Source organism: Ruegeria sp. K3 (assembly GCF_056531845.1).
This window is the reverse complement of record NZ_JBQFMM010000001.1, coordinates 482,147-505,530: the sequence shown is the minus strand read 5'-3', so window position 1 is coordinate 505,530 and position 23,384 is coordinate 482,147. Positions and strand designations below refer to the sequence as shown.

The window sequence follows — 23,384 nt, the reverse complement described above, 5'->3', positions numbered from 1 at the left end:
TTAGTGGTTATCGCGTGGCATGAAGCCTCGCGCGATATCGCGGTAGTTTTCTGCACCCTTGAGCGTCATACCGCGATCCAACCGATCTACTTTTTCGCGGAATAATTCCTGCCAGGGGGATTGGTTGGGCGGGGTTGAATAACCACCCTTTGCCTCCAGATCGCGGGCGCGTTCATGCAGTTCTTCAAGCGAAACCAGCATATCTGCTGTGCCTTTTCCAAGATCGATGCGCAGTCGGTCGCCATTTCGCACCAAGGCCAACCCACCACCCTCTGCAGCTTCGGGTGAGGCATTCAGGATAGACGGACTTCCTGATGTACCGGATTGCCGTCCATCACCGATGCAAGGAAGGGCTTCTATGCCCTGTTTCAACAAATGTGCGGGCGGCCGCATGTTCACGACCTCTGCAGCACCAGGGTATCCTTTTGGTCCCGCTCCGCGCATAATCAGTATACAGTTTGCGTCGATGTTTTCTGCAGGATCATCGATCCGATGGTGAAAGTCCTCAGGCCCATCAAACACAACCGCCCTGCCCTCAAATGCATCAGGATCATCCGGGTTCGACAGGTAGGTCTCTCGAAATGCCTTTGAGATCACAGATGTTTTCATAATCGCACTCTCGAACAGGTTGCCCGAGAGATTGATGAACCCCGCCTGTTGCTTAACCGGGCTACTGACAGGCTTGATTACGTCGCTATTCTGAGACCGGCGCGTCGAGCAGTTATCGCCCATCGTCTTACCGTTCACCGTTATCGCATCGGGATGCGGCAGCAATCCAGCATCAAGAAGCTCTCCGACAACGGCGGGTACACCTCCGGCCTGTTGGTAATCTTCGCCCAAATACTCACCCGCAGGCTGCATGTTAACCAACAGTGGAACGTCGTGGCCAAGTTTCTGCCAGTCATCGTTGGTCAACGGAACACCAAGATGCCGAGCGATTGCATTCAGGTGGATCGGCGCATTCGTCGATCCACCAATCGCAGAGTTGATAACAATCGCATTCTCAAAAGCCTGACGTGTCATCACATCGCTGGGGCGTAGATCCTCCCAGACCATGTCCACAATGCGTTTACCCGTTTCATAACTGATTTGACCGCGCTCTCTATACGGGGCTGGAATGGCTGCTGATCCGGGCAATTGCATACCCAAGGCCTCAGCAAGCGAATTCATGGTCGTTGCTGTTCCCATCGTATTGCAATAACCCACCGAAGGTGCTGCGGCGGCTGCGATTTCCATGAACTCATCGGTGTCAATTTCGTCAGCCGCAAGGTCTTCGCGCGCTTTCCAAATAACCGTTCCCGATCCAGCGCGCTCACCTTTCCACCAGCCGTTGAGCATGGGACCGACCGACAGGGCGATCGCTGGGATGTTGACGGTCGCAGCGGCCATAAGAAGCGCGGGCGTGGTCTTGTCGCAACCAATGTTCAGAACAACGCCATCAATCGGATACCCGAATAGACTTTCAACCAAGGACAGATAAGCCAGGTTGCGGTCGAGTGACGCCGTTGGCCGTTTACCTGTCTCTTGTATCGGGTGGACCGGTATTTCAATGCACGTTCCCCCGGCGGCGATGATTCCATCGCGAACACGTTTGGACAATTCGATATGATGCCGATTACAGGGGCTCAAATCACTGCCGGTCTGAGCAATGCCAATGATCGGTTTGCCTGATTGCAGTTCCTCACGGGTCAATCCGTAATTCAGGTATCTTTCCAGATACAATGCAGTCATCTCAAGGTTCTCAGAATTCATGAACCACTTGCGAGATCGCAAATCGTTTTTTGATACTTTTGTCATTGGCCTGACCAACCCCCGTCAATTATGTGCGTGTGTCCTGTGGTGAATGCACTTTCATCGCTCGCCAGATAGACGACCAATGCAGCAATCTCTTCTGCTTTCGCTACACGCCCCATAGGCTGACGCGCCACAAATTGTGCAAGGGCCTCTTCTCTGCTGCCCAATTGCTCTCCCAACGCATCTACGCGGTCACGCCAACTGGGACTGTCGACTGTTCCCGGACAAATGCAATTGCACCGGATTCCTTTTGTTATGAAGTCCACGGCCACCGATTTCGTCAGCCCGACAACAGCGGCTTTTGTCGTTCCATATACAAAACGATTTGGCGCACCGATTATGGAACCCAGCGCGGAAGACATATTGATTATCGAGCCTCCTCCGCGCTCTAGCATTCCCGGCAATACAGCCTTTGTCGTGCGCACCATTGAGCGCACATTAAGGTCCATGGCAAAATCCCACTCTTCATCGGTTGCATCCAGAATAGTTCCGTGATGCACGAACCCTGCGCAGTTGAACAAAACGTCCGGCTTCGCTCGCGCGACCCCATGATGAATGCTGTCATTATTCGTCACATCCATCTCGAAAATTTCGAGATTTTCGAGATTCTGACCGCGAATCAAATTTAGTTTTTTGGGGCTAATATCCGTCGCATAGACTTTTGCACCCTCTCTTGCCATTGCAATTGCGCTTGCAAGTCCGATCCCCTGTGCGGCGGCTGTGACCAGGACGCTTTTTCCCTTAAGTCTTTCTGACATATAAATATTCCGACCTCAAAAGTGGCGACTGGACAAGTGTTACGTCGTCCCACAGATCAACCGAGAAGCAAAGAAACCTTGGCGGATTTGCAACGACTTCTGGCATGTGGGCCCAGAGCCGTTAGCGTATGACAGAGATTTTGGTTTGGCCATAACCATGCGTGGCGCACCTTCGGAAGGACAGTAGATGATGAGCAAGCAGTTCAAAGTGGCTCTGTTGGGAACCGGCCTGATGGGAGCTCCTATGGCGCGGAATATTTTGCGCGCCGAGTTTCCGCTCACTGTATGGAACCGCAGCTTGAAAAAGGCAAAACCGTTGACAGCAGAAGGCGCGACATTGGTGGAAACTGCCCCGCTGGCGGTTTCGGGTGCAGACGTAATAATAACCATGCTCTCGGATGGATACGCGACCGGCGCGCTACTTGCTGACGAGGCTTTCCGCGAGCAACTCAATCCGGGGATGATATGGATTGATATGTCGAGCGCCAAACCCGAACACGCAAGAGAGCAATCCGCGCAGCTTTCCTCGATGGGGGTGCTGCATCTGGACGCCCCGGTTTCCGGTGGCACCAAAGGTGCCGAAGCTGGCACCCTTGCGATCATGGTCGGTGGCGATCAGGACGTTATGGAGCGCGTGCGACCGGTTCTGACAGCAATGGGCCGGCCTGTACATGTTGGCCCAAGTGGTTCTGGTCAATTGTGCAAATTGGCCAATCAAACAATTGTCGCTGTAACAATATCGGCAGTCGCCGAGGCGACTCTACTGGCTCAGCAAGGTGGTGCGGACCCCACCGCGTTGAGGGCCGCACTGAAGGGGGGCTTTGCGGATAGTATTATCTTGCAACAACATGGCGAACGCATGTCTGATGGAAATTTTGCACCCGGAGGTTTGTCTAAGTTTCAACTAAAGGATTTGGACAACACGCTGGAGGAAGCACGAAGCCTTGGCGTTGAGCTACCTAGCACCCGATCTGTGCGCGACCGTTTCGAATATCTGATAGACGAAATGGATGGGGCCGAACTGGATCATTCAGCTTTGTATCTAGAACTCAAAAAACGGAACGGAATGCTGTGACGCGGATCCTGATTATAGGCGGCGGAGGAATGCTGGGCCAGAAACTGGCCCATCGCGTGTCGACCCAAGAAACCTTTGGAGCCGATGCCCAAGTCTCACTGTTCGATCTCTCGTTCCCGCCCGACAGTGCGGCAGGTAATCAAATTGTGGGGAACTTGACTGCGTCAGGCATAGCTAAGTCTTTTGCTACGCAGCGGCCAGACGTCATTTTTCATCTTGCAGCTATCGTTTCAGGCCAAGCTGAAACAGACTTTGCGTTGGGTTGGGATGTAAACCTTATGGCAACGTGGGCACTGCTGAACGCACTTAAGGATGAACACGAGGCATCAGGAAACGAGTACACACCTCGTCTGGTTTTTGCCTCGTCCATAGCAGTTTTTGGGTCACCATTCCCCGAAAAGATAAGCGATGAGTTCCTCTCGGCACCTTTGACAAGTTACGGAGCGCAGAAAGCGGCGGCTGAATTGATGATCACGGATTTCAGCAGGAAAGGATATATCGACGGTATTTCCTTGCGCTTGCCCACTTTGTGTGTGCGCCCGGGCAAAGCCAACGCTGCTGCTTCGTCCTTCTTTTCAGGTATAATCCGAGAGCCATTGAATGGGGATGAGGCTGTCTTGCCAGTTGCCGAAACTGTTCGTCACTGGCACGCCAGCCCCCGCGCCGCTGCGACTTTTTTGACCCACGCAGCAACAATGGACACGCAGCTTTTGAATGACAGACGCGCATTGAACATGCCTGGCGTAAGTTGCACCGTCGCCGAACAAATCGAAGCTCTGCGCAACGTGGCAGGTCAAGAAGCGGTTGGCCTAATCAGGCGAGAACCCGACGAGGCAATCGAACGAATAGTCAAGAATTGGCCGCGCGACTTTCAAACAGATCGCGCTCTGGAGTTGGGGTTCGAAGCGGAATCAAGCTTCGACGATATAATTCAGGTGTATTTGGAAGACGATTTTCGGCTTTAGTCGCCCATCGTCTTTCCAGTTAGATGGCGTTCCAGATGGTCGTGAATTTTCTCTCGTGTTAACTGCTCATCCCCTGACAATGCTGCTTCAAGTATATCGGCATGGTGTCTTATGTTCTGAGAAATGAATTCAAAGTTCCGGTCTGCCACCATCAACTGCTGTCTGAATTGCGCATAAACTCGGCTATGCATTTGTTTTAAGGTTTCCGAGCCACAGGCAGAAATAAGTGTTTGGTGAAATTCCTTTTCCGAGGCAAACCATATCTCGATAAGGCCGCTCGGGTCGTCTGTGGCGTGAATGCGTTTTTCGATATGGCTGAGTTTGTGATGTGCGGCCGTCAATCTTGCTTCCCAATCCACCCCGCCCTTACGGATCGACATTGCGGTGCCTTCGGCCTCCAACAGAACACGGACATGCGTCAATTCGATAAGCTTCTGCGGCGAACGCATTGGCACGCGGAAACCTTTTTGTTCCTGAAAGTCCACCAAACCAACAGCGGCCAAACGAAAAAGGACTTCACGAACGGCGCTCGCAGAACAGCCATACACTTTACGAAGTTCTTCAGCCCGCACCTTCGCTCCATGCTCGAATCCATTAGAGATCAGGCGCATCTTAAGATCTTGATAAATATCTATTTCGTCGTTCATTCCAGTATGCACCTTCAAGTTTTGTCCAAGTAGCGTCCTAACCTTATTTTCGAATTATCGCAAGAATCTCGAAATTTTTAGAAATTTCAATTTTTTCTTGTTGCATTCGATTCGTCGGCTTAACGTTTACCTGCGCGACAGCAAAGGAGGCGGCAAGATCTTCCACACCGCGCACGCTCAACGTCTGGGAGGACAATATGAAAATAGTCAAGACAGCGGCCCTGGCGGCCGTAGCCACGACAATGGCAGCCGGTTTCGCGATGGCTGAAACAACGAAGCTTAGAATTCAAACCCATTTTTCGCCCGAAACTCTGTCAGGCCAGATGGCTGCAAAATTCGTTGAAGACATTCAGGAAATGTCGAACGGCGAAATCGAAGTCGAAATGTTCTATTCCTCTTCGGTGGTCAAATCAGTTGAAACCTTCGATGCCGCAGCTACAGGAATTCTGGATTGCGACATGACGGGCGGCGGCTATCAGACCGGTAAAAACCCGGCCTTCCAGTTTGCGGGCGACCTGCTCGGCGGATATCAGAACCCATATCAGCAAATGGCTTGGCTTCTTCATGGCGGCGGAAGAGAAGCTGTAAATGATCTATACAACGGCTACGACATGGAATTCATCGGATGGTGGATTCCCGGGCCAGAGTCGCTGTCTTCGACCAAGCCGATTGCAAAAGTGGAAGACTTCAAAGATTGGAAGTTCCGCTCGCCTCCAGGCCTTGCTACCAAGGTGTTCGCGGAACTTGGTGCTTCTCCGATCGTGATGGACTTCAACGAAATCTTCACGGCTTTGGAAACCGGTATCATTGATGGTGCGGATGCTGCGAACCTGACGAACAATGTGGGCCTCGGTCTGTACGAGATCGCAGGCCACACAAACTATCCCGGTTTCCACTCGATGCCTGCAGATCACCTAGCTTGTCGCAAAGACGTCTGGGAAGCGATGCCCGCGCATCACAAGAAGATCATGGAAGTCGCAATGGATAGCCTGGCATTGCACAATGCCACAATCAATGAAGTGCAGAACGCTCAGACTGCAAAAGACCTGAAGGCAAAAGGCGTTCAGTTGTACGAATGGTCGCCTGAAGACCTGGCAGCGTATCGCGCGGCCGTTCAGGTCGGTTGGACGGAGTTCGCAACGACACCTGAAGCACAGGCGCTTTTGGAAAGCCACATCAACTTCCTGCGTGACCTGGGCGCAATGCAGTAATCAGGCTTCGATCGAACTACGACACACGGAAAGGCCGCACTTGCGGCCTCTCCGGATCGGCGCCGGGATCCAGAACTTCATGAAAATCACCAGAATAATAAGTCATGTACTGCAGTACGACATGCCGGAAGTTCTGGGCTACTCGCAACAGTATTATGACAAGCGTACAACCCATCTGGTCGAGATTCAGACAGATGAAGGGGTAACCGGTTGGGGGGAGTGCTTTGGTCCCGGAAACGTAGCCATTGCGAACAAATCCATCGTGGAAAAGGTAATCCAACCAATGGTCCTTGGCATGGACCCTTTGGACAAAGACGTGATCTGGCACAAGGTGTACAATCTTTTGCGAGACCATGGCCAAAGCGGAATGCCAATACAGGCTTTGTCTGGGGTGGACATCGCACTTTGGGACATCTCCGGCAAAATCTCTGGCCTCCCCCTCCATAAGCTTGTCGGCGGGGCTCATCGCGCAAGCGTTCCTTGCTACGGCTACGGCATGATGCTCCGGGATGAACCGATTTCTAGTCTTGCAAGCCGTTTTGAGGATGAAGCCGCAAAGATCAAGTCAATGGGATTTACCGCCACCAAAATGAAAACGGGCTTTGGCCCGAAGCCTGATGTGAAACTGTGCGAAGCAGTAAGACGCGGAGTTGGTGACGACTTTCCTTTTATGGTCGATGCAAACCATGCCTATACGACTTCAGACGCGTTCTTTGTCGGTCGGGCGCTGGAAGAACTGGACGCATATTGGTACGAAGAACCGGTCGCGCCAGAAGACATTGACGGATACCGCGAACTGCGCACTTCGCTTAAAGTAAACATCTCGGGCGGAGAGGCGGTATTCAATCGCTGGGCATGGCGCAATCTTCTTGAAAACCGTGGCATCGATATCGCGCAGCCAGAGGTTTGTGCTTTGGGCGGTGTTTCAGAGTATCTCAGGGTACTGTCTCTATGCCACGCACATTTCACTCCGGTCGTAAATCACGTCTGGGGTAGCGCCATCGCCGTCGCAACTAATCTGCATTTACTAGCGGCCATGCCCGCAATTCCAGGCGGCTTGCATCCATGGGAGCCGATGCTGGAGTTCGACACAACGGACAACAAGTTTCGGGACGATCTGCTGACCGAACCGCTGGAAATTCAAAATCAGGTCAAGGCCAACAACGGCCGTGTCACGATCCCGACTGGCCCCGGATTGGGTGTCGAGCCGGACCGAGACTTTATCGATCACTACAGGATCGAAGGATAGGGACGAGGGTTACGCGATGCACAAGAACTCAGGCGGACTAATTGAATGGCTCATACCGTTGGCCTTCGTCGCAACAGCCAGCTGGCTTGTTTGGCATCTTCCCGCATTCCTATTGGACTGGCTGCCTTACACCTCTGAATCCCTCAAAAGTCAGGTAACTGAAATATATCTGCGCAGCGACGTTACGCCCGAATTGTCTGGCGCATTCGGGGGGTATGTCGACATCATCGACATGGCCGCGCTCGTCCTTCTACCGTTTCTTGCAGTGATTGGTACCAAGACCGTGCGCCCGGCGACGATGGAGTTCGAAGGCTCGACGGTTATGGACCGTTTCGCCCTGTTCATAGGTCGAGTGACGATGATGATGATAGCAATCATGACTGTCGTCATGCTCTACGAAGTCTTCATGCGTTATATCCTGGAGAAGCCGACCGAGTGGGCCAACGAAATGACACTCTGGTTCGCCAGCTTTGTGTTTTTAATGTCTGGCTACTACGCCATGCAGCAACGCAGTCACATTCGAATATTCCTGATGTACGACGCAGTTCCACGTTGGCTTCAGCGCGTTTTTGATACGGTTTCGACTATACTGATCGTGCTATTTGCCTTCTTTCTTGTCTACGGCAGCTACAAACAGGTGTTCGTCAATAAGCTCTACAAATGGGAGCTTTATGGCTCTGCCTTCAATCCTCCGATCCCGGCGACGTTGCAGCCGATGGTGCTGATAGTGATTACGCTCGTCGCAATGCAAGCAATTTTGAACTTGGTCGCGGATTGGAACAAAGAACCGGAAATCCACACAGATGAACCGGACGAAGACGAAATTGAAATGATCAAACGGGCGGTGGGACAAGACTGATGGACATTGGAACAATCTCACTCATCCTGATGGTCGCCCTGATTGTGCTTCTGGCGATCGGGATGCCCTTGGGTCTGGCCTCGGCTTCGCTTGCGGTTCTGGTTCTTGTGCTCAAGTTCGAACCGACACTGCTTTTAAACCCGTTTTCATTCGGCGACGGGATTCTCACCGGTCGGCCAGGGACTGGGCCGCTCTATATCCTGGCGCAGAAGATATACGGGCTCTTAACGGACTACGTGCTCATATCCGTGCCATTGTTTATCTTCATGGCGTCGCTGCTAGAGCGGTCCGGGATCGCGCGCGACATGTATTCGTCGCTGAATGTCTGGCTGTCCAGAACACGCGGCGGCATCGCGATCGTGACCTCGATCATGGCGGTGATCATGGCTGCCATGTCCGGCATCATCGGCGGTGAGGTTGTCCTGCTGGGCCTTATCGCCCTGCCCCAGATGCTGCGCCTGGGCTACGATCAGAATCTCGCGATCGGCGTCATCTGCGCCTCAGGGTCTCTGGGCACCATGATCCCTCCTTCGATCGTTCTGATCATCTATGGGCTGATCACCGAAACCTCGATCAAGTCGCTGTTCACCGCGTCTTTCATTCCCGGCTTCATGCTGGCCTCGATGATCATCCTGTACATCATCATCCGCACGCGGTTGAATCCTCATCACGCTCCGCTGCCGGAACCGGACCCAAACGACCCAGAACCGGCCGAAAAACGCAAATTGTTTGGGGCCTTCATGAGCATCGTTGTCGCCGGATTTTCCACCGTTCTGTTTATCCGGGCCGCGTTTTTCGAGCTCTCAGGCTCGAACGCTGCCAGCCAGGGTGAGCCCGCGAGGCTGGGAACGGCTGACTACCTGCCCTGGTTTGCCGGCATCACGATCGTCGCCCTTCTGCTGATTTTCTTCGTCTTTGGCAGACAGCGCGCAAAAATCGGTTGGGAAATGGGCAAGGGTCTCGTCGCGCCGCTGGTTGTAATCGGCGTCGTGCTCGGCTCGATCTATGGCGGGATCACAGGGATCACTGAGGCTGCTGGCATGGGCGCCTTCGCCGTCCTGATCATCGCCATCCTACGAGGCGAAGGATCGTTCGAGCTGGTTTGGGACAGCTTGATGCGGACACTAAAATCCACAGGCACCATCATCTGGGTTACGATCGGGGCCGCCGCGCTGGCGGGTGCCTACACCATTGCTGGAGGGCCCCAATACGTGGCCGACCTGATCGTCGGCCAGGAGCTGCCGACCATGTTGGTCATTCTGGTAATGATGCTGATCTTGCTGTTCATGGGCGCATTCATGGATTGGGTCGGCATCGTACTGTTGATCATTCCGGTCTTTCTGCCGATCGTCCTGCGCCTTCCTATCGAGGAAATCGGAGTCTTTGGCCAGTTGGAGCCGAGTCATGTCGCCATCTGGTTCGGCGTCGTGTTCTGTATGAACATGCAGGTCAGCTTCCTCTCGCCCCCTTTCGGCCCGGCCGCGTTCTACCTGAAGTCAGTGGCCCCGCCGCATATCAGCCTAACGGATATCTTCCGCGGCTTCCTGCCATTCATCGGGATCCAGTTGCTGGCGCTTTCCGTTCTTCTGATCTGGCCTGGCATCATCGCGCTGCTGTTGTGAGGTTGCACCCATGCTGACACAAGATCAGATTGGCAAGTTCCAGACCGATGGATACCTCGTGGTTGAGGATGTAATTCCCGGCGATGTCCTGGGTCGGGTGCAAGCGGAATACTCGGATGTCCTGAACCGGCTCTATGACTGTTGGTACGAAAAAGGGCTGGTCAAGGACGAGCCGTCCGGAATGACCTTCTGGGACAAACTTCTGTCCGCCTATCAGGCCGGATGCGACTATTTCCAGCCGCTGGACATCTCGCTGCCCGGCGATCGGATCATGGCGGACACACCGTTCCATATTGGGCCCGCAGTGTTCGACTTGCTGACGGCCCGTCCCATGCTTGACATCGTCGAGCAGCTGATCGGGCCAGAGTTGGTGAGCAATCCAATCCAGCACGTTCGGCTGAAGCCCCCTGCCCTGAAGCTGTCCAAGGACGAGGTGCGCGCGCACATCACCGCAACGGACTGGCATCAGGATCGAGCGGTTGCGCTGGAGGATGCTGATCAGACCGACATGGTCACGGTGTGGATTGCCGTCAACGATGCAACCGTCGAAAACGGCTGCCTGCAAGTGCTGCCGAAGGCACCGGACCAAACCATCCTGCCGCATTGTGCCCGGACGCAGACAGGCATTGCTGACGGGTTCATTGATGAAGGCCGCGCCGTACCCCTTCCTGTCAAGGCCGGCGGGATAATCCTGTTTCACCCTTTGACGCCACACGCTTCGCTGATCAATAAAACGGACCGGTTCCGCTGGTCGTTCGACATCCGCTTTAGTGCAGCAGGCCAACCGACCGGTCGAGATCATTTCCCCAGCTTCATCGCGAGGTCCAGATCGCGCCCCGAAACCGAGCTGCGAGATTGGCGCGTCTGCAAGTCCAATTGGGAGGCGGCACGAGCAAGACTGTCTGGCAAGCCGCATATAGATATTCACCGGTGGTCATCGGACTCACCGTTCTGCGCCTAGCTGCTGCCGCCAGGAAAGCTGATTATGACTTTTGTACGTTTAGATCGAACGGATAGCGTGGTGGTTGCAACTCGGCACCTGGAGGCCGGCAGTATGGTCGAGGATGTCACGACCAATGCGCGCATCCCCTCGGGGCACAAGGTCGCCACGCGGAATCTTGCACTCGGCGATCCGGTCAGAAAGTACGCCCAGATCATCGGCTACGCCACCCAACCGATTGAACCCGGCGACCATGTGCACACCCACAATGTCGAGTTCCGCAACACCAGCGTGAACTACGAGTTTGCGACGGATCACAGACCCACGAAACCCGCCAACTCGGTCGATACGTTTATGGGCTACCACCGGGATAGCGGTCGGGTCGGCACGCGCAACTACATCGCGGTTCTGACCACCGTGAACTGTTCGGCAACTGCGGCCCGCATGATCGCCAATCACTTCACGCCGGACAAGCTGGCCGAGTTTCCGAACGTCGACGGCGTGGTGGCCTTTGTCCACGGAACGGGCTGCGGAATGGCCGATTCCGGCGACGGTTTTGAAGCCCTTCAACGGGTCATGTGGGGGTTTGCAAAACACCCCAACCACGCTGCCGTTCTGATGGTCGGTCTAGGCTGCGAGATGAACCAGATCGACTGGCTGCTGGACGCGTATGGGCTGAAGCAAAGTCCCACCTTCCAGACGATGAACATCCAGAACGTCGCCGGATTGCGTCGGACCGTGGAAATGGGCATCAACAAGATCAAAAAGATGCTTCCCATTGCCAATGAGGCGAGGCGCAGCGAAGCCCCGGCGTCCGAACTGATGGTTGCGCTGCAATGCGGTGGCTCGGACGCTTGGTCCGGCGTGACCGCGAACCCGGCGCTCGGACATGCCTGCGACCTGTTGGTTGCGCAAGGCGGCACAGGTGTCCTTGCGGAAACACCCGAAATTTACGGAGCCGAACACCTTTTGACCCGCCGCGCCCTTAGTCGCACAACTGGGGAAAAACTGATCGGACTGATCGATTGGTGGCAGGACTATACCGCTCGCAATCACGGTTCGATGGACAACAACCCAAGCCCCGGCAACAAGCAAGGGGGTCTGACGACCATCCTAGAGAAGTCGCTGGGGGCAGCGGCGAAGGGCGGCACCACCCCTTTGACCGGTGTATTCAAATACGCCGAACCCATCACCGCCAAAGGCTTCACCTTCATGGACAGCCCCGGATATGACCCGGCCTCGGTGACCGGGCAGATCGCGGCTGGGTGCAACCTTGTGTGCTTCACCACGGGACGCGGCTCTGCATTTGGGTCCAAACCGGCACCCACGCTGAAAATCGCTACCAACTCTGAATTGGCAGCACGCATGCCCGAAGACATGGACGTGGATGCGGGCGACATTCTGACCAAAGGCGCCAGCGTCGAAGAAAAAGGACAGGAAATATACCGACGGCTGCTCCAAGTCGCCTCTGGCGCGCGGACCAAGTCCGAGGCGCAGGGCTTGGGTGACTACGAATTTGTTCCCTGGCAAATCGGAGCGGTGATGTGAAACGGATCCTTGTAGCCGGCGGCGGATTAATCGGTATCCGCCACGTCCGCGCCGTGATTGAGCATCCCGGCTGCATGTTGGTCGGGTTGGCCGATCCAGATGGCTCGATCCAGATCGACGCGCCGCGTTTTGCTAGTATGGACGAGGTGCAGGACCCGGTAGATGGCGTCATCATCGCCACTCCGACCCGCCTGCATGCCGAACATGGCATTCTGGCCGCATCCCGCGGTTGGCACATGCTGATCGAAAAGCCGGTTGCCGCGTCGGTCGATGATGCACTGCGCCTGAAGACGGCCGTTCGCCAGGCCAATGTCCGCAGTCTTGTAGGCCACCATCGGCGGTATCATACAATCTTGCAACACCTGAAGGAGGTGATCGCGCAAGGTACGATCGGACAAGTCATCAATGTCTCGTTGCTGTGGGCCATGCGCAAACCCGACAGCTATTTTGAACAGAACTGGCGGACTTCCGATGGCAGCCCAGTCATGATCAATCTGGTGCATGATATCGATGTCCTGCGCTTTGTGATCGGAGAAATCTCGGATGTCGTCGCCCTGCCCGGAGCGCCCATCCGCGGATCGGAACGGATAGAAAGCGGGGCTGTCGCGATCGCATTCGAAAACGGCGCGACGGGCACTATCAGCTTTGCCGATACCGCACCCAGCCCCTGGGGGTTTGAGGCCGGAACCGGCGAAAACCCGAACATCGGCACGACCCATCAGGACATGATCTGGATCACGGGAACCAGTGGCGCTGTGAGCTTTCCCTCCATGACCCTGTGGCGCGGACAGGATTGGGGCACTGCGGCCCAAAAAGACCAACTTACACGACCAGAACAACAACGCGCACCGCTGGAGGTGCAGCTGGATCACTTCCTTGACGTGATCGATGGCGCTCCTCCACTGATTGACGTCGAGGATGCAGCCCGAACGCTCGAGGTCACATCACGGATTGAACAGGGGCTAAAGGCGCGAACGACTCGAGCGCAGGCGCCGGCCTGATGGACATGCGGCCCGGCCAAATGCCGGACCACCCAAAAACCAATGATTATCCACCGGGCAATATGAGCATAAAAAAAGCAAAGCCGCCCGCAACAAACACAAGAATAAAAACCAGACACATTCACGGAAAGGGAAACCAATGAGCAAACCATCAATCGGGTTTATCGGCTTGGGATTAATGGGCGGAGCCATGGTGAGCCGACTGTTGGACCAAGGATATTCGGTCGCTGTATTGGGAAACCGCGACCGCACGTACCTGGACGCCGCGATTGACCGAGGCGCCCGCGAGATGCGAAACGCCCAAGAACTGGCTCAGGCCAGCGACATCGTGATGCTGTGCATGGGCACCTCCGAACAGGTCGAGAGCCGAATGCACGGTGCAGATGGAGTGATTGCGGGATTGAAGTCCGGCGCGATTGTCATCGACTTTGGCACCTCGCTTCCTGGCAGCACACGCGCCTTGGCCGAGGAGGTTGCCGCAGCTGACGGAAGCTATCTTGATGCACCGCTTGGCCGGACACCTTCACACGCGCTAGAAGGCAAGCTCAACATTATGACGTCTGGCGACAAGGCTGCCTTTGACAAGGCCGAGCCGACACTGAAAGATTTGGGCGAAAACGTTTTTTACCTTGGCCCCGTTGGGTCCGGGCACACGATCAAGCTGATCAACAACTTCTTCGGAATGACCGTTGCGAACGCGATGGCCGAAGCCTTTGCCATGGCTGACATCACCGGTGTTGACCGCAAGCAGCTGTATGATGTGATGGCCGCAGGGCCGCTGCATTCCGGAATGATGGATTTCGTCAAAGCCTATGGCGTTGAGAGCGACCCAAATCAGCTGGCATTTGCCATCAAGAACGCGGCAAAAGACCTCGGGTATTATGACCGAATGGCGCGCGAGGCGGGCGTTACCAGCGTGATGTCGCAGGGCGCGCTTTCGGCGCTGAATGACGCCCGCGACCACGGTCAGGCGGATGACATGGTAAGCCAGATGGTTGACTACTACGTTAAGCGTTTCAACACTTGATCGATGGCCGTCTCCGCCAACCCCACCGCTGACCTGCCGCGCCTTGGCATTGTGCTGATGTTGATGGCGTGGCTGTTCTTTTCGTTGGTTGACCTTGGGGCCAAGTGGTTGGCGTTGGCCGGAGTGCCGGCATTTCAGTTGGCGTTCATGCGCTATGCGGGGCACTTCGTGATCTCAGTGGGCGTGATCGCCAAGGGCGGGATAGAGGCCGGTCGGTTCAAGACTGACCATCCATGGCAGGTGATAAGCCGGGCCTTGCTGCTGATCTCGGCGACCGTTTTCAATTTTTATGCCCTACGGTTTTTGCCACTGACCGTTGTGTCGGCAATCATGTTCTCAAGCCCGGTCATCGTGTGCTTTCTGTCCGTCTTTGTATTGAAAGAAAGCGTGGGCCCATGGCGTTGGGCGGCTATCATCCTGGGCTTTCTGGGGGTGTTGGTTGTCGTACGGCCGTTTGGTTCGGCCTTTCATCCGACCATGCTGCTGATCGTATATAATGCCACCGCTTTGGCCTTGTACTCGATCATGACGCGCAGGCTGTCCGGGGTCGTTGCCGTGGACACTATGCAGTTCTACCTCGGGCTTACCGGTACGGTGGTCCTGTTGCCGTTCGCCATCTGGTTTTGGGTCCAGCCAGAAAACACGTGGAGCCTGATTGTACTGATCGGCCTTGGTGTGTTTGGCTGGTGCGGGCATCAACTGCTGACGAACGCGCATCGGTTTGGAACGGCGAACCAGTTGATGCCATTCACCTATTCGTTCCTAATCTACGTGGCAATCTGGGGTTATCTGTTCTTTGACACGGTACCGGACGCATTCACGTTGGCGGGGGCTGCGCTGATCATGGCTGCCGGTCTCATCATCTGGAAAAGAGAAAAGAAATGACGCGAATTGCCTGCATCGGCGAAGCAATGATCGAATTGTCCATGCTGGAAACCGGCGCGAAGGTGGGCGTCGCGGGGGATACGCTGAACACTGCCATCTACATGCACCGTGCCGCGCCTGACCTGCAGGTGGAGTATGTGACATGTCTAGGCGACGATCCGTTCTCAAGGCGTATCGTGGACTTCATCGCCAGTCATGGCATCGGAACATCAGGCATCCGTATCATTCCGGACGCCTCTCCGGGACTATACGCGATCACGACATCTGCGGACGGTGAACGCAGCTTTACCTATTGGCGCAGCGAGGCAGCCGCCCGTCAGCTTTTTGCCGATCACGACTTCAGCCCGCTGAACGGTTACGACGTGCTGTACTTGTCAGGGATTTCCGTGGCCATTCTTCCGCATGCAGTCAGGCTTGCGCTTCTGGACTGGCTCGAAGGCTCTTCCGTCCGGTTGGTATATGACAGCAACTTTCGTCCGCGTCTTTGGGACAGCTTCCAACACGCTCGGCAGATTAACCAACGGCTTTGGCAACGTGCAGACATTGCCCTGCCGTCCATTGACGACGAGATGGCATTGTTCGGGGAAAGCGCGGACCAGGTGGCTGCACGCTTTGCCGATCATCACGGTGTTGGTGCGTTGAAACGCGGAGAGAATGGCCCTTTATCCATCGGGCAGAACACTGACCAAACCTATGAACCTGCCGAAAACGTGCTGGATACGACAGCGGCGGGCGACAGTTTCAACGGTGGGTACCTCGCGGCCTTGCTGATGGGAAAATCACAGGCCGAGGCCCTGATGGCTGGACACAATCTGGCTTCCACCGTTGTTCAGTTCCGCGGCGCGATCATTCCCGGATAAGTGGCGCGAGATCCTCAGCACCAACGAGACCCAAAAGCGGCACTACCGGGTCCGGCTGCTTGACGGCCTTGGCAATTTCCGACGCGCAAGGATCGTTCAGCGCCCTGCCCTTTGCGATCTCGGACATGCAATAGGAGATCCAGGCCCGCATCCCTGCAATCACCGCCTGAGAGCCGGTCTCACGGAGTGTGGGAACAAACCGATACGGCAGCTTCTGGCTGCCATCCATCGCGATTTGGTCCAGACGATGCGCCAGCTCGGGGTTTTCAAAGCGGCGCAACAAAGCCTCGGCATAATCCGGAACCTGTGCTTGCAGTGCAGCGGGCAGCGTTGCGCCCGCATCCTTCATCAACTCAGAAACCAGCGGGCGCAAAACCGGGTCTCGAACCGCTTCGTGGACGTAGGTCATGCCCCGCTCCAACCCGGCATAAGCCAACAGGGAATGGGCACCGTTCAACATGCGCAGCTTTCGCATCTCGTGCGGGGCTACGTCATCGACCAGTTGCACTCCCGGCCAATCCGGGTGCGGACCGGAGAAACTGTCTTCGATCACCCACTCCGAGAACGCCTCGGTCGGAACAGCCATAGGATCGCCGCTGATTGCGCGAACGGCGTCCGTGGTAGCCGGGGTGATCCGGTCGACCATCGCGTTGGGAAAGCGAACAGAGTCCCAATTCACGTCCAGACCGGCTGCTTCCGCAAAATCGGCAACTGCCGTTTCGAGCGTCTTGCCGTTTTCCATGCGATTGTCACAACTTAGTACCGTTACTGGCTTGCGCCGTTCCGCAAGGCCATAAGCTAAAAACCCGATCAGCGTCGCAGGCTCTTGCCCTGCCAGATCGGCGGCAATCGCCGGGTCCTGAAGGTTCAGCTTGCCCGCGGCGTCCAAGTGATAACCTTTCTCGGTTACGGTTGCCGAAATGATCTCGGCATCCGCCATCACATCGAATATCTCTGCGCGATCCTTGGGCGCGACCAGAACCTCACGCAGAGCTTTGATGCGCCGGACTCCCTGCCCCTGTACGCACAAATCGTACTCGAAACCCTGTCGGGCCAATCCATCCCGAACCGAGGATGAACGCAGGCTGACGCCGACAACGTCCCATCCGCCCGCTTGATCCGTGTAATCCAGCAAATGCGCCCGGGCAAAGTTTCCAAGGCCGAAATGAAGAATTGTACCCATTTACCTTTGCAACCCGTAAACCTGTTTCGCCAGATCGACCGCCAGCAATCGCGCCAGATGCTCGGCACTGTCCCGATCGAAATAGCCGCGCGCAACTTGCTCGGCCAGATGAATCGCCACACCCCGTCGCCACAGGTCGTGACGTGCAGGAATGGACAGGAAAGCCCGCGTGTCGTCATTGAAACCGGCCAGATTGTAATATCCGGCCGTTTCAACGACCTGATCGAAATACCGCGCAATCCCGGCTGGGCTGTCGTAGAACCACCAAGGCGGCCCGATCCGAAGGCACGGCCAATGTCCCGCCATCGGGGCCAGTTCGCGGGCATAGGTGCTTTCGTCCAGTGTGAACAGAATGATGCGCAGTTCCGCCGAGTTACCGACCCGGTTCAACAGCGCCTCAAGGCCCGTGACCCAATCCATCGCGATTGGAATGTCGGCCCCCTTGTCCCGTCCAAAGTCCCGCAGTACCGCGTGGTTCGTGTTGCGCTTGCTGCCAGCATGTATCTGCATTGTCAGACCATCATCGACAGACATCTGCGCCATTTCGATCAGCATATGCCCATAGAACCGGCGAGCATCCTGTTCGGTACCTTCCCGCCGTCTCAGCCGCTGGTACAGCGCATCCGGGTCGTCCAGCCACTCGGTCATTATGCGTTCGATACCGTGGTCGGTGGCAGTACATCCCAGCTGGATGAAATAAGCCCGCCGCATTCGCAGCGCGTTGAGGTAGCCAACATAGCTGTCCAGATCGCAGTCTGTCAGCTCGGCCAACTTATTCAGGTTCTGTACGAACTCCGGGTCCGCCCCATCCAAAACCCCGTCTGGGCGGAACGTCGGAACAACCCGCCCGCCCCAACCGCTTGTTCGAATCTCCCGATGCTCAGCCAGGCCGTCGAGAGCCGAATCTGTGGTGGCCAGAACCTCGATCCCAAACCTGTCGAACAAAGCCCTCGGGCGAAATTCGGGACGCGTCAGCTTTTCTGAGATCTCATCATAAATCAGGTCAGCCGTGCGAGAAGACAACGCCTCAGACACGCCCAGCGTTTCGTGCAGCACGTAGCTTATCCAGATCCGGGATGGCGTTCCCAGAAACAGATGCCAGTGTTCGGCAAAGGTGCGAAAAACGGCGCGGGGATCCTTCTTTCGCCCCTCTTCCCCAACGCCAAGTTCGGACAAGGGAACGCCCTGCGAATAGAGCATACGGAATACGTAATGGTCGGGAACCACAAGCAGCTCTGCCGGGTTGGGAAACGGCTCATCGGTTGCAAACCACCCCGGATCGCAGTGACCATGCGGAGACACGATTGGCAGGTCCTTGATGCCCAAGTACAGGTTTTCTGCCATGCCATTCAAATTGCCAGTCAATTCTGCCTCCGATACTGCTGCCCGCAATTGTTAACACAGTTTTTAATGGTTGCATCTTTCCCGTTCGAACCCGCAGACTGACCGTGTGATCCGGGGGAATGAATGAATATTGCGCTGATTGGTTTGGGGATGGTTTCGGGCACGCATGTCGCTGCCATTCAAGCATCGGATCAAGGCCTCAGTCTTGCCGGCGTCCTCGGGCGCAACTCTGAAAAAGCAGCTGGGTTCGCGCGGCGAAACGGCACCCGCGCATTCGGCTCGATCGAGGAAATCGCAGACGACCCAAACGTCGACTTTGCGATCATCGCAACACCGCCCGATCAGCGCTCAGAGTTGGTTCGGGTTCTTTCGAGCGCTTCGAAACCGATCCTGATGGAAAAGCCCATCGAGAGAACGCTGGGCGCCGCGACGGCCATCGTCGAGCAGTGCGAGGTATCCGGTGTGCCGCTGGGCATAGTCTTTCAGCACCGCGCCCGCGCCGCCTCGCAGGCGCTGAAATCAGCCATTGAACAGGGTGAGCTGGGCGCGATCGCCACGGTGGAGATCCGTGTCCCCTGGTGGCGCGATCAGAGCTACTATGACGAGCCGGGTCGCGGCACTTATGCGCGCGACGGAGGCGGTGTCATGATCTCGCAGGCAATCCACACGCTTGACCTTGCGATGTGGCTGCTGGGGCCGATCTCGGACATTCAAGCCATGATGAGAAAAACTCCGTTACACGATCTCGAAGCTGAGGATTGGGCAGGTACAATCTTTGAAATGGATAACGGCGCAGTGGGCACTATGATGGCGACTACTGCCGAATATCCCGGGGCCGCTGAGTCCATTACCATCCAAGGCACACGCGCCAAAGCGCATCTGGAGTCAGGTGTCCTGACCTTAACGACTTTCGATGGTCATAAATCCACGGTTGGCGAAACGTCCGCCACAGGCGGAGGGGCCGATCCCATGGCGTTCACCCATGCTTGGCATCAGGCGGTCATCGAGGATTTCGCCAAGGCTGTTGCCGATGGCACGCTGCCCATGGCCACCGGACGCAGTGCCCTTTTGACCCACGCCGTCATAGACGCGATGCAGATCGCCAATCGAACCGGCCAGAAAACACGAGTCATCTCATGAGCCTGACCTGCGTCGCCCTTGGCCTGGACCACCGCCATATCTATGGCATGACGGAAAACATGCGTAAAATCGGCGTGGACTGCGTTGGCTACTGGACACAAGGCGATCCGGAAACGCTTCCGGGCTACGTCAAAAGGTTTCCCGATATTCCGCGGCTGGCCCGACTGGAAGACGCCCTAACCAGTGGGGCGGATCTGGCGCTGATTTCGGCGATACCGGCAGATAGGGCCGCGTTGACGATCCGCGCCATGCAAAACGGCATGGATGTCATGAGCGACAAGCCGGGCTGCACGACGTTCGAGCAACTCGACCAGATCAAGCGAGCGGTCGCCGACACCGGTCGAATCTGGTCGGTGAATTTTTCCGAACGATTTGAAACGCCCGTCAGCACCCGGGCGACCGAGTTGGTCGAGTCCGGTGCCATCGGGCGCGTGATCCAGACGGTTGGGCTTGGCCCGCACCGATTGAACCGGACAACCCGGCCGGATTGGTTTTTTCAGCGTGACCGCTATGGCGGCATTCTGACCGACATCGCCTCGCATCAAATCGATCAGTTCTTGCATTACACAGGTTCGAAAACCGCAGAAATCACGAACGCTTATGTGGCGAACTACGCAAACCCCAAAGATCCCGGATTGCAGGATTTCGGAGAACTCAATCTAAGAAGCGAGAATGGCACCGGGTACATCCGGGTTGACTGGTTCACGCCGGATGCCTTGCCAAACTGGGGGGATGGTCGTCTGACGATCCTCGGAACCGAAGGATATATCGAGTTGCGGAAATACGTCGATGTGGGTGGGGCCTCAGGGACAGACCATCTGATCCTCGTCAATGGTGAAACCTGCCAAAAGATCGACGCAGCCGACGCCAGCCTTCCCTACTTCGCGCGCCTGGCCGATGACATCCGCAACCGGACCGAAACCGCGATGACACAGACCCACTGCTTTACGGTCATGGAACTGGCACTGCACGCGCAGGAAGTGGCGGAACGCAGATGATCAACGTTGCGATCCTTGGCGCAGGTATCGGTGCGCAACATCTGGACGCTCTGGAACGGCTTGACCGCACCTTCCGCGTAGCCGCCGTGGTCGACCAGAATACGGACCGGATCGAACAGATACGGCAGAACTCGGATTTTCGAGCACTAACCAACATTCAGGACGCTCTGGATGATCCGGCGATTGATGTCATCGACATCTGCCTACCGCCGCATCTGCATGTACCAACCACGCTTGCGGCACTGGCCGCAGGAAAACACGTTGTCTGCGAAAAGCCTCTTGCGACCTCGATGCAAGATGTGGATCGGATCACGGCAGCCACACGCAGCGCGGGCAAGCAGGTGTTTCCGGTGTTTCAATACCGGTGGGGGCCGTCACTGGCCCAACTGCGCCACCTGCAACGCGCAGGCCTGACCGGAGCGGTCCAAACTGCCGCGCTTGAGACCCATTGGTCCCGCGGGGCAGACTATTACGCGGTGCCGTGGCGGGGAACATGGGCCGGTGAACGCGGCGGCGCAGTGCTGGGCCATGCCATCCACAACCATGATCTGCTGACTCATATCGCGGGTGATATCGCCTGGGTGTCTGCAATGGCCACAACGCGGGTAAACCCGATCGAGACCGAAGACTGTGCCGCGATCTGCTTTGGCATGACTTCCGGAGCTTTGTGCACAAGCAATATCACCCTGGGCGCCGCCACGGACGAAACCCGCCTGCGGCTCGTCTTTGAAAAGGTGACCGCCACCTCTGGCAACGAACCCTATGCCCCAGGTCAAACGCCCTGGACATTCGTCGCGCGGGACCCTGTGTATCAAGCCGCTATCGACGAGGCCCTTGCAGCCGCCACTGACGAGCCAACAGGTTTCGAAGGGTTCTTTACCGAAGTCGGCAGGGCGCTGCGGTCCGAGGCAAATTCGGCCGTTACGCTGAAGGATGGCGCTGCATCCATCGGCCTTGTGACAGCGATTTATCACGCGGCGCGCACCGGGCAGCGCGTTGCTCTTCCCATCAGTTCCGATCACCCGCTGTATGAAGGATGGCTGCCATGAAACAATGCTGGCGTTGGTTCGGACCCGATGATCCGATCGCCCTTGCCGCTCTCCATCAAGTCGGGGTTCAGGGCATCGTCACCGCGCTGCATCACATCCCGCCGGGACAGCCCTGGGACGAACCAAGCATCGCCGATCGGCAAGCAGTTCTGGCTACTGCCGGGTACAGTTGGGACGTTGTCGAAAGCCTGCCCGTTTCCGAGGCGATCAAAACACAGTCCGCAGACATGGCTGAACATCTGCAGGCGTATAAGTCCAGCCTCAGGTCCCTGTCCGCCCGTGGCATCAAAATCGTTTGCTACAACTTCATGCCAATCCTGGATTGGACGCGCACCGCCCTTCGCGCACCGCAGCCGCACGGCGGAACGGCCATGCTGTTCGACCTGACCGATTTTGCTGCTTTCGACATACATATTCTTGAACGTCCGGGCGCGTCCGAAGACTATTCCAGCGTCGTCCAGCAAACGGCCAAGGATCGCTTCTTGCGCATGTCGGATGAATCCAAGGCCCAGTTGCAACACAATGTCACTGCGGGGTTGCCCGGCGCCAACGATCAGTGGAGCGTGCAGGACGTGCGCGCTTTGTTGCAGACCTATGCACATATCGACCGTGACCGGCTTCGCGCAAACCTGATCGACTTCCTGTCAGAAGTCGCCCCAGTCGCCCAAGAACTGGAACTACGCTTGTGCTGTCATCCAGATGATCCGCCGTTCTCGTTGCTTGGTCTGCCGCGGATCATGTCCAGTACCGATGACTACGGCGCCGTTCTGGATGCGGTTGATTTGTTGGCGAACGGCGCAACGTTGTGTACCGGATCGCTGGGAGTGTCTCCCGAATTTGATGGGCCGGACTTCGTGCGCAGGCATGGCGACCGAATTCACTTTGTCCATCTGCGGAATACCCAACGCATCGCCGGGTCAGACAGCCAGAAGCCGGACTTCTTTGAGGCCTCGCATCTGGAGGGCGACACCGACATGGTCGGCACAATTCGCGAAATGATGAACGAACAGCGCCGCCGCAAATCCCAAGGGCGTCGCGACTGGCAAATTCCGATGCGGCCCGACCACGGACAAGAACTGCTGAGCGATCTGGGCGGACACAGTACTCCCGGCTATCCGTTGATCGGGCGTATGCGCGGGCTTGCGGAACTGCGCGGCATCATGGCGGCGTTCTCGTAACGCGTCGGATCAGGCGGTTTCTTTTCGCCCGCAACACTTCTTTGCTTGCCT

Annotated in this window: 20 protein-coding genes and 1 pseudogene; 16 read left to right on the top strand and 5 right to left on the bottom strand. The window is 56.4% G+C overall.

Going from position 1 to position 23,384, the window contains the following annotated elements; all coding sequences use genetic code 11:
* Together ACR0MP_RS02475 and ACR0MP_RS02470 are read right to left on the bottom strand one after the other, a co-directional pair.
* Positions 1–1,797 carry an IlvD/Edd family dehydratase gene (locus ACR0MP_RS02475; RefSeq protein WP_170734698.1) on the bottom strand — a complete coding sequence of 599 codons (1,797 nt, stop codon included), beginning with the start codon at positions 1,795–1,797 and terminating at the stop codon, positions 1–3.
* Complete coding sequence (locus ACR0MP_RS02470) at positions 1,794–2,552, bottom strand: SDR family oxidoreductase (RefSeq protein ID WP_170396183.1); 759 nt, start codon at positions 2,550–2,552, stop codon at positions 1,794–1,796. Before ACR0MP_RS02470 ends, ACR0MP_RS02475 begins: the two co-directional genes overlap by 4 nt.
* Positions 2,553–2,742: 190 nt before the next feature.
* On the opposite strand from ACR0MP_RS02470, the gene ACR0MP_RS02465 reads away from it, so the two are divergent.
* Both ACR0MP_RS02465 and denD read left to right on the top strand, forming a co-directional pair.
* Complete coding sequence (locus tag ACR0MP_RS02465; protein ID WP_170403486.1) at positions 2,743–3,627, top strand: NAD(P)-dependent oxidoreductase; 885 nt, start codon at positions 2,743–2,745, stop codon at positions 3,625–3,627.
* Positions 3,624–4,592 (top strand): D-erythronate dehydrogenase, encoded by a 969-nt coding sequence (gene denD, locus ACR0MP_RS02460; protein ID WP_170403488.1) that lies wholly within the window; start codon positions 3,624–3,626, stop codon positions 4,590–4,592. The genes ACR0MP_RS02465 and denD overlap by 4 nt, the downstream gene beginning before the upstream one ends.
* Here the strand turns inward: denD and ACR0MP_RS02455 are convergent.
* Positions 4,589–5,239, bottom strand: coding sequence for a GntR family transcriptional regulator (locus ACR0MP_RS02455; protein WP_170403493.1), 651 nt, complete (start codon positions 5,237–5,239; stop codon positions 4,589–4,591). The two genes, denD and ACR0MP_RS02455, sit on opposite strands and share 4 nt — an antisense overlap.
* 197 nt (positions 5,240–5,436) lie before the next feature.
* On the opposite strand from ACR0MP_RS02455, the gene ACR0MP_RS02450 reads away from it, so the two are divergent.
* The 10 genes and pseudogenes from ACR0MP_RS02450 to ACR0MP_RS02405 all read left to right on the top strand — a co-directional run bounded on the left by ACR0MP_RS02450 (position 5,437) and on the right by ACR0MP_RS02405 (position 16,441).
* Complete coding sequence (locus tag ACR0MP_RS02450; RefSeq protein ID WP_170396175.1) at positions 5,437–6,450, top strand: TRAP transporter substrate-binding protein; 1,014 nt, start codon at positions 5,437–5,439, stop codon at positions 6,448–6,450.
* Positions 6,451–6,529: 79 nt separating this feature from the next.
* A complete protein-coding gene (locus ACR0MP_RS02445; RefSeq protein ID WP_170403496.1) occupies positions 6,530–7,699 on the top strand; it encodes a mandelate racemase/muconate lactonizing enzyme family protein in 1,170 nt (389 codons plus the stop codon).
* Positions 7,700–7,715: 16 nt separating this feature from the next.
* Positions 7,716–8,558, top strand: a complete 843-nt coding sequence (locus ACR0MP_RS02440) for a TRAP transporter small permease subunit (RefSeq protein WP_480885728.1) — start codon at positions 7,716–7,718, stop codon at positions 8,556–8,558.
* Positions 8,558–10,180, top strand: coding sequence for a TRAP transporter large permease (locus ACR0MP_RS02435; protein WP_170403499.1), 1,623 nt, complete (start codon positions 8,558–8,560; stop codon positions 10,178–10,180). The genes ACR0MP_RS02440 and ACR0MP_RS02435 overlap by 1 nt, the downstream gene beginning before the upstream one ends.
* Before the next feature lie 10 nt (positions 10,181–10,190).
* Positions 10,191–11,141, top strand: coding sequence for a phytanoyl-CoA dioxygenase family protein (locus tag ACR0MP_RS02430; protein WP_170663775.1), 951 nt, complete (start codon positions 10,191–10,193; stop codon positions 11,139–11,141).
* Between the two features lie 24 nt (positions 11,142–11,165).
* A complete protein-coding gene (locus ACR0MP_RS02425) occupies positions 11,166–12,668 on the top strand; it encodes an altronate dehydratase family protein (protein ID WP_170396167.1) in 1,503 nt (500 codons plus the stop codon).
* Positions 12,665–13,669 (top strand): Gfo/Idh/MocA family protein, encoded by a 1,005-nt coding sequence (locus ACR0MP_RS02420; protein ID WP_170403505.1) that lies wholly within the window; start codon positions 12,665–12,667, stop codon positions 13,667–13,669. The genes ACR0MP_RS02425 and ACR0MP_RS02420 overlap by 4 nt, the downstream gene beginning before the upstream one ends.
* Positions 13,670–13,763: 94 nt before the next feature.
* A pseudogene (locus ACR0MP_RS02415) lies at positions 13,764–14,696 on the top strand (NAD(P)-dependent oxidoreductase); the annotation flags it as partial.
* 3 nt (positions 14,697–14,699) lie between these two features.
* Entirely contained in the window at positions 14,700–15,581 is an 882-nt protein-coding gene (locus ACR0MP_RS02410) for a DMT family transporter (protein ID WP_170396161.1), read from the top strand.
* A complete protein-coding gene (locus tag ACR0MP_RS02405; protein ID WP_480885725.1) occupies positions 15,578–16,441 on the top strand; it encodes a sugar kinase in 864 nt (287 codons plus the stop codon). Before ACR0MP_RS02410 ends, ACR0MP_RS02405 begins: the two co-directional genes overlap by 4 nt.
* Here ACR0MP_RS02405 and ACR0MP_RS02400 read toward each other — a convergent pair.
* Positions 16,428–17,624: a mannitol dehydrogenase family protein gene (locus tag ACR0MP_RS02400; RefSeq protein WP_480885723.1), complete on the bottom strand. Its 1,197-nt coding sequence runs from the start codon at positions 17,622–17,624 to the stop codon at positions 16,428–16,430. The two genes, ACR0MP_RS02405 and ACR0MP_RS02400, sit on opposite strands and share 14 nt — an antisense overlap.
* Positions 17,625–18,968 carry a glucuronate isomerase gene (uxaC, locus tag ACR0MP_RS02395; protein WP_480885883.1) on the bottom strand — a complete coding sequence of 448 codons (1,344 nt, stop codon included), beginning with the start codon at positions 18,966–18,968 and terminating at the stop codon, positions 17,625–17,627.
* A gap of 123 nt (positions 18,969–19,091) precedes the next feature.
* Here uxaC and ACR0MP_RS02390 point away from each other — a divergent pair, with 123 nt between their 5' ends.
* From ACR0MP_RS02390 to uxuA, 4 genes are read left to right on the top strand one after another with little or no spacing between them, the layout of a single operon-like run.
* Positions 19,092–20,108, top strand: a complete 1,017-nt coding sequence (locus ACR0MP_RS02390) for a Gfo/Idh/MocA family protein (protein WP_170403518.1) — start codon at positions 19,092–19,094, stop codon at positions 20,106–20,108.
* Complete coding sequence (locus ACR0MP_RS02385; RefSeq protein ID WP_170403521.1) at positions 20,105–21,106, top strand: Gfo/Idh/MocA family protein; 1,002 nt, start codon at positions 20,105–20,107, stop codon at positions 21,104–21,106. Before ACR0MP_RS02390 ends, ACR0MP_RS02385 begins: the two co-directional genes overlap by 4 nt.
* On the top strand, positions 21,103–22,155 hold the full coding sequence (locus ACR0MP_RS02380; protein WP_170403524.1) for a Gfo/Idh/MocA family protein: 1,053 nt from the start codon (positions 21,103–21,105) through the stop codon (positions 22,153–22,155). Before ACR0MP_RS02385 ends, ACR0MP_RS02380 begins: the two co-directional genes overlap by 4 nt.
* Positions 22,152–23,333, top strand: coding sequence for a mannonate dehydratase (gene uxuA / locus ACR0MP_RS02375; protein WP_480885720.1), 1,182 nt, complete (start codon positions 22,152–22,154; stop codon positions 23,331–23,333). Before ACR0MP_RS02380 ends, uxuA begins: the two co-directional genes overlap by 4 nt.
* The last annotated feature ends 51 nt before the right edge of the window (positions 23,334–23,384 follow it).